We start from the raw sequence: 16162 nt of genomic DNA, 5'->3' as shown, positions 1-16162 counted from the left end.
CAATAAAATTTATGACAACGCCTGCTTTAAAGTTCCTCTTTATCATTAACCCCGGTTCCGGCAGCAATAAAACAGACTGGCAAGAAGAAATAGACAACTATTTTGCCAGTTTACCGCACCAGGTAGAATGCTTTCTGTTACCGGAACAATGCAAGCCCGGCGAAATAAAAAATAAGATACGCTCCAGCGGAGCAGACAGGGTAGTAGCAACCGGCGGCGATGGCACGGTAAAGCTGGTAGCCGAAAATATACTGGACACGCAAATTCCCATGGCCATTTTACCCGCCGGTTCTGCTAATGGCATGGCTACGGAGCTAGGTATTCCGCCGGAGCCGCAAAAGGCACTGGATGTAGTAGTAAATGGCACCCTTAAAAAAATACACCTGGTAAAAGTGAATAAAGAGCTGTGCATACACCTTAGCGATATTGGCTTTAATGCTTTTGTTATCAAGAAGTTTGAAGATGAAAATACCCGCGGCATGTGGGGCTATGCAAAGGCAGCCTGGAAAGTGTTGTGGAGCCATTCTAAAATGAATGTGGAGATTATGATGGATGGGCAATACGTACGCCGCGAAGCAGCTATGGTGGTAATAGCCAACGCCACACAATACGGCAACAAGGTTAAGATAAACCCCGAAGGCGACCTGGAAGACGATTTATTTGAGGTGGTGGTTATCAGGAAAATATCCCTTGCGGAAATACTTAAAATGCGCTTTACGCACAGCGAATTTCATCCGGCCAAAACTGAGTTATTCAAAACATCATCGCTCAAAATTAATTCGAGGCGTAAAGTACACTTCCAGGTAGATGGTGAGTACCTCGGCAAAGTAAACACCATACAGGCCGAAATTGTACCGGAGGCACTGGAAATAATTATGCCCGATGGGGAGTAAAACAAGGCTTCGCCTGTTTGGAGAATTTTTATGGGCCCGGCAGAAGGAACTGCTATAAAGCTTCGTCACCCCATAAGTGTAACACGCTTCCCCTTTTTGCAGGCAGGTTGGCATGGTAAACCGCAACATAAATTACCGGGCGGTTTAGGCTCTCTTGTAATTATCTTTTGCCCTGTATTTTTTTTCGTTTCAGCTTCTAAAACTTATGCAATAGCCCGAAGGGCTAAATGTGAATAGCCCCGGATGAAATCCGGGGTCAATTCAAGGATAGAAATCACAACCCCCAAAGGGGTTGAACAACACCATTGCACATTTTTCATCCCCATTACACTTTAGCCGAAACTCCCTTTTCGTTATTTACAAAAGAATATAACGGTATGGTTTTATGAATTATATTTATACCTGCTGTTTAGTTCTTTACCCATAAGGTCTGCATGCAGCCAGGGTAAACTCACCAGCCTGGTAAACCAAAATGAAAAAAATCAACTTTCAGAAGCTGATATTCTTTTGCTGCTTTTTTAGCTGGCTCAACAGTTTTGCCCAGGCAGACAGCCTTAAAAGGGATAGCCTTCGATTTATTGAGCTTCCGGGAATTGTTATTTCCGCTTCAAGAATAAAAGAAAATATCCTGCAATCGCCGGTTACTATTGGTAAAATGGGTATGGCTGAATTAAAGCAAAGTGCCCAGCCTTCCTTCTTTGATGCCATTGAAAATATGAAGGGCGTGCAAATGATTACGCCCAGCCTGGGTTTTAAAGTAATTAATGCCCGTGGATTTACCAATACAACCAATGTGCGTTTTGTGCAAATGGTAGACGGTGTGGATATACAGGCCCCGCATATTGGGGCGCCAATAGCCAATGCGCTTGGCCCTAACGATCTTGATATTGCCGGGGTAGAAATTGTGCCGGGCTCTTCATCGGCCCTGTACGGCATGAACGCCATTAATGGTACAGCCAATTTTATTACAAAAGACCCTTTTCTTTACCAGGGTATTGATATACAGCAAAAAACCGGTGTTAACCATTTCAACGACAATAACCATTCGCCATCGTTGTTTTCAGAAACGGCTTTACGATGGGGCAAAGCCTTCGCAAACCGCTTTGCCGTTAAAGTAAATGCCTCTTATACAAAAGGTACAGACTGGTATGCTGACAGTCGCGCAGATTTAAACCCCAATGCCAACACCACCACCAACCTGTCAGGCGCTGATAACCCGGGCAGCGACCTGGTTAACAATTATGCAGACGAGTCGCCCAACAGGAAAACACTTACGTTAAAAGGCAGGCAATATGTAGTTAGCCGTACTGGCTATTTTGAGAAAGAAATGGCGGATTACGGGCTGCAAAATTTTAAAGCAGATGCGGCGTTTGTCTACCGAGTAAACGGTAAAACAGATATTGGCTACACCTACCGCATAGCGCATACCAATACCATTTACCAGCGTACCAACCGCTTCCGGCTGGATGATTATCTTACCCAGCAACATGGTATTTCTGTAAAAACGGCAAGCCTGCAGTTGAAAGCCTATGTTAATACAGAAAACACCGGCAACTCATACAACATACGGTCAATGGCGGAAAATGTAGACCGCAGTTTTAAAACAGACGCCGCCTGGTTTACTGATTTTACCAACGCTTTTAACGCCTACCCTTCAAGCGGTGAAAATGTTGCAGGCGCTATGCGCTATGCAAGGGCTTTTGCGGATAGCGGCAGGCCCGTAGCGAACACACCGCAAACAAATGCGCTTATCGCTAAGCTTAGAGATATCAACGATTGGAATATCGGGGCAGCCCTGCGTGTAAAAACAGCTATGGTACATGCGGAAGTACAGCATGATGTTACTGAAAGCCTGTTACCTGCCCTGCGTAACCGCTATGGCCTGCAGTTAATTTATGGCTTCGATTACCGCAACTACATTGTTGTGCCAGACGGCAATTATTTTATCAACCCTGTTAAGGCGGGCAGTAACCTCACTTATTGGAAGGCCGGCGGTTTTGCGGAGGCCACCAAATACCTGCTGCATAACAGGCTTAAAATAAATGCCATATTCAGGGTTGATAAAAACCAGTATTTCAGCGCAAAGATTAATCCCCGTTTAGCGGTTCTGTTTGTGCCGTCACAAAAACAAAGTATAAGGGTAGCATTACAGCGGGGCTATCGGTTTCCCAGCCTTTTTGAAGCCTTCTCCAATATCAACAGTGGTGGTGTAAAAAGGGTAGGTGGCCTGCCGGTTATGAGCAACGGTATTTTTGAAAACAGTTACCTGCGTAATTCCATAGATGCTTTCCAGGCGGCTATTTTAAACGATGTAAACAATAACCACAGCAACGTAAACGATGCGATTGCAAAAAATGCCGCACTGCTTAAAAAGAACGCTTACACTTATTTGCAGCCTGAAAAGGTTACAAGCATAGAGACTGGTTACAGGGCCAGCTTTTTTGATGACCAGTTAACACTTGATGTTGATTTTTACTACAATATTTATAAAAACCTGATGGCCCAGGTAGAAGCCAATGTTCCTTTCGTTTCCGCGGCAGACAGTGTGCCCTATTATCTTTACGACAAAGCTAAACAGGCAAGGTACCGGCTATGGACAAACTCCAAAACGGTAAGTTACAATTACGGCGGCGCCTTTGGCGTTGCCTGGAAAATGCCCGCACATTTTGCCCTTGGCGCTAATATTACCATGACAAAACTTGACCGTAAGGAGCAGCAGGATGGCCTGGAAGATGGGTTTAACACGCCATCATGTATTTACAACATCAGTTTTGGAAATCCCGCTTTATTTAAGCATGCCGGTTTTAATATCAATTACCGCTGGCAAAGCAGCTTTCTCTGGCAGTCATCCCTGGCAACCGGGCAGGTACCTTCCTATCATACGGTTGATGCCCAGTTGCAGTACAATTTTGCCAACAGCGGGCTTAACCTTAAACTCGGGGCATCCAACCTGTTCAACAGGTATTACTACTCTTTCACCGGTGGCCCCTCTGTAGGTGGTTTGTATTATTGTACGGCAACCCTGCACGTGCCTTGAATATAAGCCTGCCTGCTTTTCTCTGCGGCATTTAATATTTTTTCAGGGGGTGCCCCCAAGCTATCGCAAGGGGTCGGGCTTTCCGCTCATACTCCGGCACAAGGCCCGGCTGCGATGGCCTCACCGGGGTATCCGCTTCAATCCCTCACCCGACAGCCCGTTGCCGGTTACAAGTTGCAGGTTACCGGTCTGTTGATGTGTAAGGTGGTGCTGTGTTTCGAAGATGCAATCTGGGAAAAGAAACTACCAGGTAGCCGGTTGCCAGTTTCTTGATGGGGTGATGTTGATATGGCCTCTTGAAGAAGTGATGTGGCATTATCGGTTGCCGGTTGCCCGAAGGGCATTAATAACAATAGCCACGGGTGAAACCCGTGGTCAAAGCAAGTACCCTTTCAACAACCCTGCAGGGGTTGAATTGTTATGCTGCAGGTAACCCCGGTTTGCAACCGGGGCTATTATAAGTAAAGCCTTTCAGGCTTCCATTGAACATTAATCAAAAAAACATTGAACAACCAAAGCCTCGTAGAGGCGGCATGTAAGTAGCCAACAAAAGCAAGGTTTCCCGGAGCGCCGTAGGTGAGATATGTTAAGCAGGATGATGTGTAACCGCCTGATGGATGATTGCCGGGCTTTGTTGCAAAAGGCTGCGCAACATACTGCCTCTACGAGGCTTTACGAAAAATTCGCTTTCTATCTGCTACTAACGTGCCGCTCCTACGGAGCTTTCAATTCCTCACCCGGAAGACGTTTGCCGGTTGCAAGTTGCAGGTTACCGGTCTGTTGATGGGGAAGTTGATGAGACTGCATTGAGATTATAAAGTGCAAGAGTCATACAAGGTCGCAAACATTCAACGTTAAACAAGCGAACATTAAACAATCAAGCCCCCTCAGGGCGGCATGTTAGTAGATAAAAGCTTTCCCTTTGCCCGAAGGGCATTAATAACAATAGCCACGGGTGAAACCCGTGGTAAAAGCAAATACCCGTTCAACAACCCTGTAGGGGTTGAATATACACAAGCGTTCAACCCCTGCAGGGTTGGATTGTTGTGCTGCAGGTAACCCCGGTTTGCAATCGGGGCTATTATAAGTAAAGCCTTTCAGGCTTCCATTTAACATTAAGCAAAAAAACATTGAACAACCAAAGCCTCGTAGAGGCGGCATGTCAGTAGCCAACGAAAGCAAGGTTTCCCGGAGCGCCGTAGGTGCGATATGTTGTCAACACGGTATATTACCGGATGATTGCGACAATAAAAATTTCGGCTAAAGCCTTACCGCAAAGCGTCATTAACCCAGGCCTTAAGGCCTGGGTTAGCGAAGCCCGCAGTATAAGGCTTTAGCCAAAGTTTCAGATGCTTTTTGAATTGCGCCCATTATTGCGCCTGCCAGCTCAAAACCTTGCTCCCGAATACTTAAATCGCTTGCCCTGTTATAAAACACGCATGCTTATTCTTCGGCCAATAAACATTGAAAAAAAGAACGTAGAACAGCGAAAGGCTCCTTCCATCCCTTTCAGATGGCCGCGGCAGCGTTTTCTGGCAACCTGTCATAATTTTTGGGCTGGTGCATGTTTTGAAAGACGTGTTGTATGAATAGCATGATACAAATGGTGTCTAACCAGGATGCGGCCCTTTTAGACGCTTATTCACAAACAGTAGCCGGGGTGGTACATAAAGTTGCTGAATCCGTGGTGCATATACAGGTGGATAAATATGTTACAGACAGGCGTACAGGTAAAAAGACGCTTTCACAAGGTTCAGGCTCCGGATTTATTATTTCCTCAGATGGTTTTGTGGTTACCAATAACCATGTAATAGAAAATGCAACAGCTATAAGAATTGCTTTCAGCGATGGCAGGGTGGCGCCTGCAGAGTTGCGGGGTGCGGATGCTTCTACAGATATAGCTGTGATAAAAAGTTTTGAAACCGGCTTAAGGGTGTTGGGCTTTGCCAATTCAGACAACCTGCAACCGGGCCAGATTGCCATCGCGGTAGGAAACCCACTGGGACTGCAGCATAGTGTTACCGCGGGAGTGGTAAGCGCCCTGGGCAGAACACTGCGGGCCAGCAATGGTAGGCTTATTGATGATGTTGTGCAAACCGATGCAGCGCTTAACCCGGGTAATTCCGGCGGGCCGCTGGTTAACTCCATGGGCCAGGTAATAGGTGTAAATACAGCCATGATACCCGCGGCGCAGGGCCTTTGTTTCGCGGTTTCATCCAACGTTGCTGCGCATGTGGCGGGAAAACTCATCATCAATGGCCGTGTTAAGCGTGCCTGGCTGGGCATTGCGGGGCAAATGGTAAACCTCACGGATAGAATGGTTTCTGCGGGCAGGCTGCAAAAGAAAACCGGCGTTTATGTGTATGAAGTTATTGCTGACGCACCCGTTTATAACAGGGAACTTGCAACAGGAGACATTATAGTGGGCTTTGACGGGCAGCCTGTTGGCTCTGTGGACGATCTGCATAAGAAGCTTTCAGAAGAATACATTGGCCGCCATATAAAGCTGGATGTACTAAGGCGGGGCGATAAAGTGAAAATAAACGTGATTGCCGGTGAGGCGAAATAACAGGCTTCCGCAGAGATGTGCTGCAAACGTGGAAAAATATGCAACAGGATTGTTCAACCCCTTCGGGGTTGAGAAAGCTATCATTAAATGCCAACCCCCGGAATTCATACGCGGCTATTCAAATTTAGCCCTTCGGGCTACTGGCTGATTTTATACTGACCTACTAAAATAAAGGAATGTGATGGCAGGTTCAGCCCCTGTTTTTGTCAACATAGCCCCTTCTCTTTTTGGCACGGCATTGCCATCTTTGACAGGTAAAACGATTTGATTATCTTAAAAAGGCCATTATGGAAAAACAACATTTCTCTACCAGCATTGATGCACCTGTTGAAAAAGTATGGGATGTACTTTGGCAGGATGATTCTTACCAGGCATGGACATCTGTTTTCAGTGAAGGTTCCCGTGCGGAAACCGACTGGAAAAAGGGCAGTAAAGTTTTGTTCCTGGATGGGAAAGGCCAGGGAATGGTTTCTACTATTGTTGAAAATGAGCCCAACAAATTCATGTCTATCAAGCACATAGGTTTTGTAAAAGACGGGGTAGAAGACCTGGACAGCCCGGAAGTTAAAAAATGGGCCGGGGCTATGGAAAACTATACCCTTTCCAACGCCGATGGTAAAACCAAGCTGGCTGTTGATATGGACATTACCGACGAATACAAGGATTATTTTTTGCAAACCTGGCCAAAGGCGCTGGATAAAGTAAAAGAACTGGCAGAGAAAAACTGACAATACCGTGAGAAACCGCCTACCAGGATACTGCGGCGCCCCGAAGTAGCATAAGGCAGTTGCGTTCTAATTTGCATTATACAACCTGCCTGCTAAAACAGCAGCCTGTTACACCTGCGGGTGAGGGATTGCAGCGGCTACCCCGGTGAAGCCATCGCAGCCGGGCTTTTGTGCCGGAGTAATAGCGGAAAGCCCGGCCCGAGGCACGAGGGACACCCCCAAAGAAGTCTTAGCACTTCAGGGCGCAACACCTTTGTGTAGTAGTTGCCGGGTTACATTTGGCCGGCATACTGGCCTGTGAAAAGCTTTGCGGGGAGTATAAAAAAACCGCCCCTGAAGAAGGGCGGTCACAAAATGCGGATAATCATACCCACATGAGAAAACTTTAGTTCACATCCCAAAACAGTTTGGTTTCAACCTTGTCTCCACCTATTGCAGCGGCGGCTTGTGTGTAGCTGCCACCATTGGTTTGCTGTTCGTTAGCCGGATAAGTAAGCCTGTTGGGAAACCCTGATACGGCACCCACGGGAAGTGAGAGTACCGGATAGTCAAATCTCCGCAGTTCTGTCCACGCTTCGTATGGCCTGTTATAAAGTGCAATCCATTTTTGGAGCCCTATTTTTTGTTTCCAGTTACCTGTTGCGGTAGCATAATTTACATCTGTTCTTGCGAGATAAGAGTTAGCTTCGTCTTCTGTGCCACCCCAATAACGTATAGATGCTTTAATGGCATTGGCGTAATGAGAAGCTGCTGTTCCGCCTACATTGTAACCCCGTTCTATCGCCTCGGCAAGGTAGAATTCTGTTTCGCTGTAATCGAGGAACAGGTACGGCGCATTTGCAGCAGATACAATAGAGCTGGGCTTTGACATTTCAGATGCCGTATTTACTTTTCCTACTACGCCTCCGGCATATCCGCCGTCATTATTAGGGCCAAAATACTTTGTCTTGCGTGGATCGGTTTTGTTGATGAGCTGGTTCATGAGATCTTCTGCGGCCAGGTAATCGTTACGGCCACCAAGAACAATATCCGCGTACAAAGGGTTTGTGTTGGGGCTTGCATCCAGGTAGGTTATCATGGCATTTTCGTCCGCAGATGAAATAGCGTTGCCGGCAGATGATTCAACCGCGGCCTTGGCGGCTGAATTATCTACATCGGCTATTGTCATGGCCAGCCTTATTTTTAACGAGTTGGCAAAAGCTATCCATTTGTTTATGTTTCCCTGGCATACCAGGTCCTGTGTGCTGGAAAAACCGGCTGCGGATGGGTTAAGCCTGGAAATGTCGGAGGTAACCCTTGCTAAAAGATCGCTGTAAATGGCGGCGGCGTCATCATAAGTTGGAAAAAGGATGCTGTTATCCAATGCCTGCGAATAGGGTACATTGCCAAATGTGTTTACGAGTATGCTATAAGTAAATACCTGCATTAAATCACTCTGTGCAAGTTGGTTAGCCTTTACATCTTCGTCAAGGGTTGAAGAAGCTTCAATCAGTCTTGACGACTCGTCCAGGTCGTTTAGGACATCTCTGTACATCCTGGCCCACCAGGCGTCAGGTATGGCACGTACCGTAAAGTCATACTGCGCTTCATCCTGGTAGGTAGCCATTGCCCAATGTTTTACCGTAAAACGGAAAACATTCACATTTACGCTGGCGTTTGCAAGCCCGTCGGAAATATTGCGAACCGCATTGGAAAACAACGTGGCCGCAGGAACATTTGCCGGTTTTTTGGTTTGCTCATTGTAGCTTGATATGTCCTTAGTGCAGGCTGCAAGGACAAGGATTGGGAATAATATTTTAAAGTGCTTCATTGGTAAAAGTTTTAGAATTTTAATTTAAGGTTGCAACCAAAGTACCTTGTAGTAGGGTAAGCGCCACTTTGGATACCCTGTACGTTGCCGGCGGAAAGTGTTTCCTCTGGATCTGAGTACTTCATATTTTTATGGATGATCCAAAGGTTGCGGCCAATGAAGGATAAATCAATACCCTTGAAAACTTTTGTTTTTGCAATCATAGCCGCGGGGAAGGAGTAGGTGAGGGTTAACTCTCTTAATTTAACGTATCCTGCATCATAAATATATTCGGACACGGGGATGGAATAAGTGTTGGTTGCAATTCTTACAGTGTTGGGTTTGCCGTCTGCAGTAACACCCGGCAGTATTACGCCGCCGCCATCTTCCAGCGAATTGCGTTTGGGGTTGCCCAGGTCATTAAGGCCGGCAGATTCGGGTAAGATACCGGTGTATTGTTCATAGAACATGTCCAGCGAAAACAGTTCACCCCCTTTACGTACATCTATTAAAAAGCCAAGGGAAAGGTTTTTGTAGCGGAAAGTATTGTAAATGCCGCCAATCCATTTTGGGTTAACATTTCCTATTACATTGGTAGTGGTTGATGTTGTACTGTAGGTACCGTTATCATTTACAAGCGGCTGGCCATTTAAAGTGTTAATAGCCCGGCCCTGTATAGTACCATATGGCTGCCCGAGGCTGGCATTAATACTTACGCCACCTTGAGATGTTGCAAGCTGCAGGTTTTTGCTGGTATCGTAAAGGGCCACTACCATGTTGCGGTTTCTTGTCCAGTTTACATTAACAGTCCAGGAAAAATCCCTTGTTTTAACGGGGGTGCCGTACATGGAAAGTTCAATACCCTTATTTTGTACTTCGCCGGCATTCAGGTATTTGCTTGAATACCCTGTTGCCGTTGATACCGCTACAGGTATAATTTGATTGACGGTATTTGTTATATAGTAGGTGGCATCAAAACCTAAGCGGCTTTTAAAGAATGCCAGTTCAAGGCCAATTTCCTTGCTTTTTGTTTTTTCCGGTAATAGTGCGCTGTTATTTTGTGTGCCTGGCAAAGAGTACAATAATGCCCCGCCGAAGGGGTTAATAAAGTCATATGCGTCTTTTACACTACCCCATGGCGCATCATTGCCAACTGTGGCATAATTAAGCCTGATTTTTCCTGATGAGAGCCAGCTTGCGTTCTTAAGATGGGTTGAGAACAGCCAACTGCCGGAAACAGCATAATAATTGTAAGCATTATTGTTTTCCGGGAGCGTGGAAGACCTATCGCGACGGATGGTGGCATCAAGTGTAAGGTAATTTCGGTATCCTAATGTAAGACCCCCGAAATAACCATCCACCCGTTTTGGCTGGTAAGCTTCGGTGGGGGCGGATACTGTGCCCAGGGAGTTAGATATTGCATAAAGGTCTGCTACAACAAGCCCGCCGTTGGTAGCTGCATAAACCGAGCTTAAGGCGTTTTTTCTCAGGTTTACGCCAGCCAGCGCTTTTAAATTCAGGTCTTCTGTAATGTTCTTGTCAAAATTGGCGATCAGGTCAAAATTGGTTTCGTTGTAAGTCCTGTCGAATCTTGAATAAAATGCCACGCCCTGACTGCCAACAGCCCTGCGTTCTTCCTGCAGCTCTGTATAATTATCTACCGATACCCTTCCAAGAAGGCTTAACCAGTCTGTTACCTTGTAGTTAAGTGATACATTGCCAAAAGTCCTGGTTCTTGTATCTGTTTCAAAATTTTTATAACGGGTCCAATAATAATTGTCAAAATATATGGGGACAGTGCCCACTTCGGTGGAAGGATCTTTCCAGTTCCAGGTAACATTCTGAAGGTTCCTGAAATAGGCCTCTTTCTGTTCCTGTAAATCCACATTGGTTTGATACCATTGCCTAAAGCTTTGGTTTACGTTTAGCCCGCTATAGCCTGTTCCGTACCTGCCTTTGCCGTCAATTTTTGAATAATTAACAGAGGCAGAAGCAGTTAAGCGTTGTGTTACCTTATAACTTAGCCCAAAGTTTACAATGTTCTTAGTTACCCGGCTGTTGGGCAATACCCCTGTTTCGTCGTTGCGGGTATAACCAAGTTTCACGGTTGTTTTGTCCCCGGCCGCGTCCAGCATAATACTGTTGTTTGTTGAAACGCCAGTTTCGTAAAAAGTTTCCGGTGAGTTTTGGGCTGCTACCCAGGGCCTGGCCTTTTTGTAATTAGGAGAGGCCGGATCAAAAGCATCCCAGTGGTAAACCATCAGATCTGGGTTGAATTTTGCCCCGAAGGATGCGTCTTCTGAAGTTGGCACAACAAGGTCTTTTTCGCCATCACCATCCACATCAAAATAAAAGAACCCGTCTTTTTGATAAACAGTCTCGTAACCTGCGCCATATTCCTTCTGGTATTTTGGAAAGGTTGACTTGTCAATTGTACCGATAGTTACACCGGAATTAACTGTAATGCCAAGGCCGCGTTTAGCGGTTTTGGTAGTAATCATTACTACACCATTTGCAGCCCTTGAGCCATAAAGTGCTGTTGCAGCAGCGCCTTTTAACACGTTGATCGTTTCAATATCATCCGGATTAATATCTGCGGCCGCGTTTCCATAATCATACCCGCCGGCGCCACGTTGTTGATTAGATGAATTGTTAATGGTATTATCTACAGGAACACCATCAACAACAAACAGCGCCTGGTTATTGCCCGTGAGTGATTTACTACCCCGTATTACGATATTGGTAGAACCACCGATGCTGTTACCCTGGCGAATCTCAAGCCCTGAAACTTTACCTGAAAGGGCAGCGGCGGCGTTCCCGGTCCTGATGCGGCTAACATCCTCACCATTAACCTGCTGTGCTGCATAAGGAAGCGAATTTTTGTTCCTTTTAATGCCAAGGGCAGTAACTACCACTTCGTCAAGCAGTTTATTTTCAGCCTGGAGAACGGCGTTAAGCCCGCTTTTAGCTTCAAACTCTTGTTCAGTAAACCCGATTGCGGAAATAACCAGGAATGCCCCTTCACTTACAGTTATGGTGAAAGAGCCATCATTTGCAGCGGTTGTTCCGTTACTTGTGCCTTTTTCCTTTATTGTTGCGCCGGCAATTGCCGCGCCGGAAAGATCCGTAACCTTTCCCGTGATAGTTAACTTTTGGGCGTTTAGGAAAGAGAGAGACATAATAAAGCCCATGATAAGCAGTAGTTTTCTCATGTGTTAGCCATTTTAGTTAAAAAAATATAATAGCGGGCAATATTACCTAATGTTATTCTTATTATCGGGAAATGACAAAATACATCATCAACTGGTTAATATTTGTTACATATGAATTTATATAATGTATTTTATTTGACTATGATTTTAGTAAATATTTGAATATCAATAATTTAAGATTGTTTGATTTTAAGAACAATGTCATAATATATTATATTATTATTAATTATAATATTAATATATAACCAGTTAGCCAATTATCCTAATGTATTTGTTATGTATTTCTAATCTTTTTCTTAGTTCTGATAAATTCACTGAGGGTTTCTATAAATTGTTTAATTCAACCATGCAATATTGGCGGGATGTTGATTTTTTTGCTGCGTAAAGAGGTAAAGTACAAGAGTGCGACGCAAGTAAAGCCTCATATATGTTCCTGCTGCCGGGCTCATAAAAAAATCAGTATAATAGCCTGTTTTACAGGCTATTACTTTACATGAATATAATACTATTTGAAAAAGATAAATAATGCACCGATAAGTGTTAATACAATTACTACCCTGCGATAGCTTTCTTCCCTAATGCGGGCTACTATTTTAATGCCGGCCCAAAAGCCCAGCAGCATGGCAGGCAGCAGGTACAGATCTGTCAGCAGGGAGGTGGGGGTAACGTTGTTCCAGTAAATTACCTGGAAGGGCAGTTTAAAAAAATTAATTACCAGGAAAAGCCATGCCACCGTACCGATAAAATCATTCTTTACCATGCGCATGGCCAAGAAATAAAGGTTGCTGAACGCGCCTGCCAGGTTACCCAGCATGGTGGTAAAGCCGGCGGCCAGTCCCATGCTGGCTACAAACGCTTTGCTGGTGGGTATTTTTATGGTGCGCCGCATTTCCATCAGCAGCATAATAGCTACTGTAAACACAATAATAACAGCCATTATTTTTCTGAATACGGCTTCGTTAAGGTCTTTACCTACGTACACGCCTACCATTATGCCGGCTGCCATCCAGGGTACCAGCTTCCAGAAATGGGCCCATTGTGCATGACGGTGGTAATAAATTACGGCGAATATATCTGCCACACAAAGTAACGGCAGCACTATGCCGGTGGATGCTTTGCCGCCAAAAACAATAGCCATGATGGTAATGTTCATCATGTCTATTCCTTTAAGCCCTGCTTTGGAAAGCCCGATGATGAATGCCGATAACGCTATTAAAGTCCAGTTAAAGGCGGTTTGGTTGAATAAATCCTGCATGTAGGTTACATTAATTGCTTTTTTACGAGAAACACTGCGGCAATGCAAGACAGTTTTTACACAAGTTTGGGGCTGGGGGTATGTGCAATATGCTGTACAATAAAAACCCAATCTTACCCTTACCGGCTGGCATAGAGTTAAGATTGGGCTTTAATTTATGTAATTTTCAGATTTTGTTGTTAATGCTAATACAGCTTAATCCAGCTTCAACACAGCCAGGAAAGCTTCCTGCGGCACTTCTACACTGCCTATCTGGCGCATGCGTTTTTTGCCCTCTTTTTGTTTTTCCAGCAGTTTGCGCTTACGGCTTATGTCGCCGCCGTAACATTTGGCGGTAACATCTTTACGCATAGCGCTGATGTTTTCCCTGGCAATAACCTTGGCCCCAATGGCTGCCTGTATGGCAATCTGAAATTGCTGGCGCGGCAGCAGTTCCTTTAGCTTTTCGCAAAGCTTGCGGCCAAAATCCTGGGCACGGCTGCGGTGTATCAGGGCGCTGAGGGCATCCACTTTTTCGCTGTTCAGCAGAATATCCATCTTAACAATGTCTGCCTCCCGGTAGCCGATGGGAGAGTAGTCGAAAGAAGCGTAGCCACGTGTCTGGCTTTTTAGTTTGTCATAAAAGTCGAACACTATTTCTGTCAGCGGCATTTCAAAAATAAGCTCCACACGGGTAGTGGTAAGATAACTTTGGTTAATAAGTATGCCACGCTTGCCCAGGCAAAGCGTCATGATATTGCCGATATAATCGGGCAGTGTAATAATCTGCGCTTTAATAAAGGGTTCTTCAATACGGTCAAGCTTGGTAGGCTCGGGCATTTCGGCCGGGTTGTTTACTACCAGTTTTTCGCCGCGGCTGGTGTAGGCATAAAAACTTACGTTGGGAACGGTGGTGATAACAGTTTGGTTAAACTCACGCTCCAAACGTTCCTGTATAATTTCCATGTGCAGCAGGCCAAGGAACCCGCAACGGAAACCAAAGCCCAACGCCTGCGATGTTTCCAGTTCGTAGGTAAGAGAAGCATCGTTAAGCTGCAGTTTGTCCATGCAGTCTCGCAACTCTTCAAAATCTTCCGTAACTACGGGGAATATGCCTGCGAACACCATCGGCTTCACTTCTTCAAAACCGTGTATCATCTCACCCGGTTGAGAGGTTAACGTAATGGTATCGCCCACTTTTACATCTTTGGCGGTTTTTATGCCGGTAATAATGTAGCCCACGTCGCCGGCTTTTACTTCAGTACGTTGTTCCAGCCCAAGCTTAAGCACACCAATTTCGTCTGCTTCATATTCGGCGCCGGTGGCAATAAACGTTACTTTATCACCTTTTTTAAGGGTGCCATTAAATATGCGGTAGTAAGCAATAATGCCGCGAAAGCTGTTGAAAACACTGTCAAAAATCAAGGCTTGCAAAGGCGCATCTACACTGCCTTTGGGTGCGGGTATGCGTGCAACCACGGCTTCCAGTATTTCTTCTATGCCAATACCGCTTTTGCCGCTAGCCAGCAGAATTTCGTTTTCCTTGCAGCCAATCAGGTCTATAATCTGGTCTTTAACTTCAGGGATCATCGCGCCTTCCATGTCAATCTTGTTGATAACGGGAATAATCTCCAGGTCGTTATCAATGGCCAGGTACAGGTTGCTGATGGTTTGGGCCTGTATGCCTTGCGATGCATCTACCAGCAGCAGGGCGCCTTCGCAGGCTGCCAGGGCACGGCTTACTTCGTAGCTAAAGTCAACGTGGCCGGGTGTATCAATCAGGTTGAGTGTATAGGTTGTACCATTATGTGTATATTGCATCTGTATAGCATGGCTCTTGATGGTGATTCCTTTTTCCCTTTCAAGGTCCATATCATCCAGTACCTGGTTCATCATATCCCTCTCGCCGATTGTTTTGGTATGTTCCAGCAACCGGTCTGCCAGGGTACTCTTTCCGTGATCTATGTGCGCAATTATACAGAAGTTCCTTATTTTGTCCATAACGGCGCAAATATAATCATACCTTAACGAAAACCCCCTGTGAATTAAGTTTTATAAGGCGGGCTAACCGGTAAACACCCGTCCTGTATCTTAAATAAATTTAAGATGGATGCTATTATTTCGTTACTGCTTACCCTGCAGCCGCTGTTAAACGGCGTGGCCGCAATAGCAGTTATCATAAAAATATTATATGTATTTAATGTACGCGGGTTCGACGTTCCTGTTTTGATGCTCAGTTTTTTTCGCATCTATCACCGCCGCGGCCACAGCAGCAGCAGAAAACGGCAGGAATATATGCTGGTAAATAACTGCATTAATATTTACTTATACTTCTGGTTATTTGTTACTGCTGTTTTATTCATTATCCAGGGCAGGTAATTTTTTGGGGACGGACAGCAGGAACAACTATGAGGCTTGCGTTGTGTCACTCACTTGTACGGTTGGTTTTTCATGGCATCTTTTCAGACCCGGGTATGGCTGGTGCGTGAAGACACGCACCAGGGGGACGCGGGAAGTACTTCAGCAAATCAGGCTACGTAGGATTATTCGGTGTTTCCCCTGCCCGTAACTGACAGGTATATGCCGGACATTGCTGCGCCTGTTGTTTGGTACGAAAAATCTTTTTGCGCCGCGTCGCTTCCTGACTTGTCCCTTTTAGTGCGGAGCGTTTAGTTTTTCTATAAATTCCTTCATTTTAGG

At 45.4% G+C, this 16162-nt stretch carries 9 protein-coding genes; 5 read left to right on the top strand and 4 right to left on the bottom strand.

Annotation, left to right across the window (positions count from 1 at the left end; translation table 11 throughout):
- Nucleotides 1-11 precede the first annotated feature (11 nt).
- The 4 genes from F0364_RS11245 (at nt 12) to F0364_RS11230 (ending at nt 7227) form a co-directional block, all read left to right on the top strand.
- Nucleotides 12-893 carry a diacylglycerol/lipid kinase family protein gene (locus tag F0364_RS11245; RefSeq protein WP_153797878.1) on the top strand — a complete coding sequence of 294 codons (882 nt, stop codon included), beginning with the start codon at nt 12-14 and terminating at the stop codon, nt 891-893.
- A 472-nt stretch (nt 894-1365) separates the two neighbouring features.
- Entirely contained in the window at nt 1366-3930 is a 2565-nt protein-coding gene (locus F0364_RS11240; RefSeq protein WP_153797877.1) for a TonB-dependent receptor, read from the top strand.
- A 1585-nt stretch (nt 3931-5515) separates the two neighbouring features.
- Complete coding sequence (locus F0364_RS11235; RefSeq protein WP_153797876.1) at nt 5516-6499, top strand: S1C family serine protease; 984 nt, start codon at nt 5516-5518, stop codon at nt 6497-6499.
- Nucleotides 6500-6786: 287 nt separating this feature from the next.
- Complete coding sequence (locus F0364_RS11230) at nt 6787-7227, top strand: SRPBCC domain-containing protein (protein WP_153797875.1); 441 nt, start codon at nt 6787-6789, stop codon at nt 7225-7227.
- A 385-nt stretch (nt 7228-7612) separates the two neighbouring features.
- On the opposite strand, the gene F0364_RS11225 is transcribed toward F0364_RS11230, so the two are convergent.
- From F0364_RS11225 to lepA, 4 genes are all read right to left on the bottom strand, one after another.
- Complete coding sequence (locus F0364_RS11225) at nt 7613-9037, bottom strand: SusD/RagB family nutrient-binding outer membrane lipoprotein (protein ID WP_153797874.1); 1425 nt, start codon at nt 9035-9037, stop codon at nt 7613-7615.
- An 11-nt stretch (nt 9038-9048) separates the two neighbouring features.
- The gene (locus F0364_RS11220; protein ID WP_153797873.1) at nt 9049-12228 is read right to left on the bottom strand and encodes a SusC/RagA family TonB-linked outer membrane protein; all 3180 of its coding nucleotides are present in this window, start codon (nt 12226-12228) and stop codon (nt 9049-9051) included.
- A 505-nt stretch (nt 12229-12733) separates the two neighbouring features.
- Nucleotides 12734-13483, bottom strand: coding sequence for a sulfite exporter TauE/SafE family protein (locus F0364_RS11215; protein ID WP_153797872.1), 750 nt, complete (start codon nt 13481-13483; stop codon nt 12734-12736).
- Between the two features lie 195 nt (nt 13484-13678).
- Nucleotides 13679-15463 carry a translation elongation factor 4 gene (lepA, locus tag F0364_RS11210; RefSeq protein ID WP_153797871.1) on the bottom strand — a complete coding sequence of 595 codons (1785 nt, stop codon included), beginning with the start codon at nt 15461-15463 and terminating at the stop codon, nt 13679-13681.
- Between the two features lie 105 nt (nt 15464-15568).
- Here lepA and F0364_RS11205 point away from each other — a divergent pair, with 105 nt between their 5' ends.
- Nucleotides 15569-15841 carry a hypothetical protein gene (locus F0364_RS11205; RefSeq protein ID WP_153797870.1) on the top strand — a complete coding sequence of 91 codons (273 nt, stop codon included), beginning with the start codon at nt 15569-15571 and terminating at the stop codon, nt 15839-15841.
- Nucleotides 15842-16162: the final 321 nt, after the last annotated feature.

This window comes from Foetidibacter luteolus, from assembly GCF_009650435.1.
GTDB classification, from domain to species: domain Bacteria; phylum Bacteroidota; class Bacteroidia; order Chitinophagales; family Chitinophagaceae; genus Foetidibacter; species Foetidibacter luteolus.
This window is presented reverse-complemented; position numbering and strand designations above follow the sequence as displayed.

Coding starts and splice junctions, on each gene's coding strand:
- F0364_RS11245 (WP_153797878.1), top strand. CDS start 12: ATGACAACGCCTGCTTTAAAGTTCCTCTTTATCATTAACCCCGGTTCC.
- F0364_RS11240 (WP_153797877.1), top strand. CDS start 1,366: ATGAAAAAAATCAACTTTCAGAAGCTGATATTCTTTTGCTGCTTTTTT.
- F0364_RS11235 (WP_153797876.1), top strand. CDS start 5,516: ATGAATAGCATGATACAAATGGTGTCTAACCAGGATGCGGCCCTTTTA.
- F0364_RS11230 (WP_153797875.1), top strand. CDS start 6,787: ATGGAAAAACAACATTTCTCTACCAGCATTGATGCACCTGTTGAAAAA.
- F0364_RS11225 (WP_153797874.1), bottom strand. CDS start 9,037: ATGAAGCACTTTAAAATATTATTCCCAATCCTTGTCCTTGCAGCCTGC.
- F0364_RS11220 (WP_153797873.1), bottom strand. CDS start 12,228: ATGAGAAAACTACTGCTTATCATGGGCTTTATTATGTCTCTCTCTTTC.
- F0364_RS11215 (WP_153797872.1), bottom strand. CDS start 13,483: ATGCAGGATTTATTCAACCAAACCGCCTTTAACTGGACTTTAATAGCG.
- lepA (WP_153797871.1), bottom strand. CDS start 15,463: ATGGACAAAATAAGGAACTTCTGTATAATTGCGCACATAGATCACGGA.
- F0364_RS11205 (WP_153797870.1), top strand. CDS start 15,569: ATGGATGCTATTATTTCGTTACTGCTTACCCTGCAGCCGCTGTTAAAC.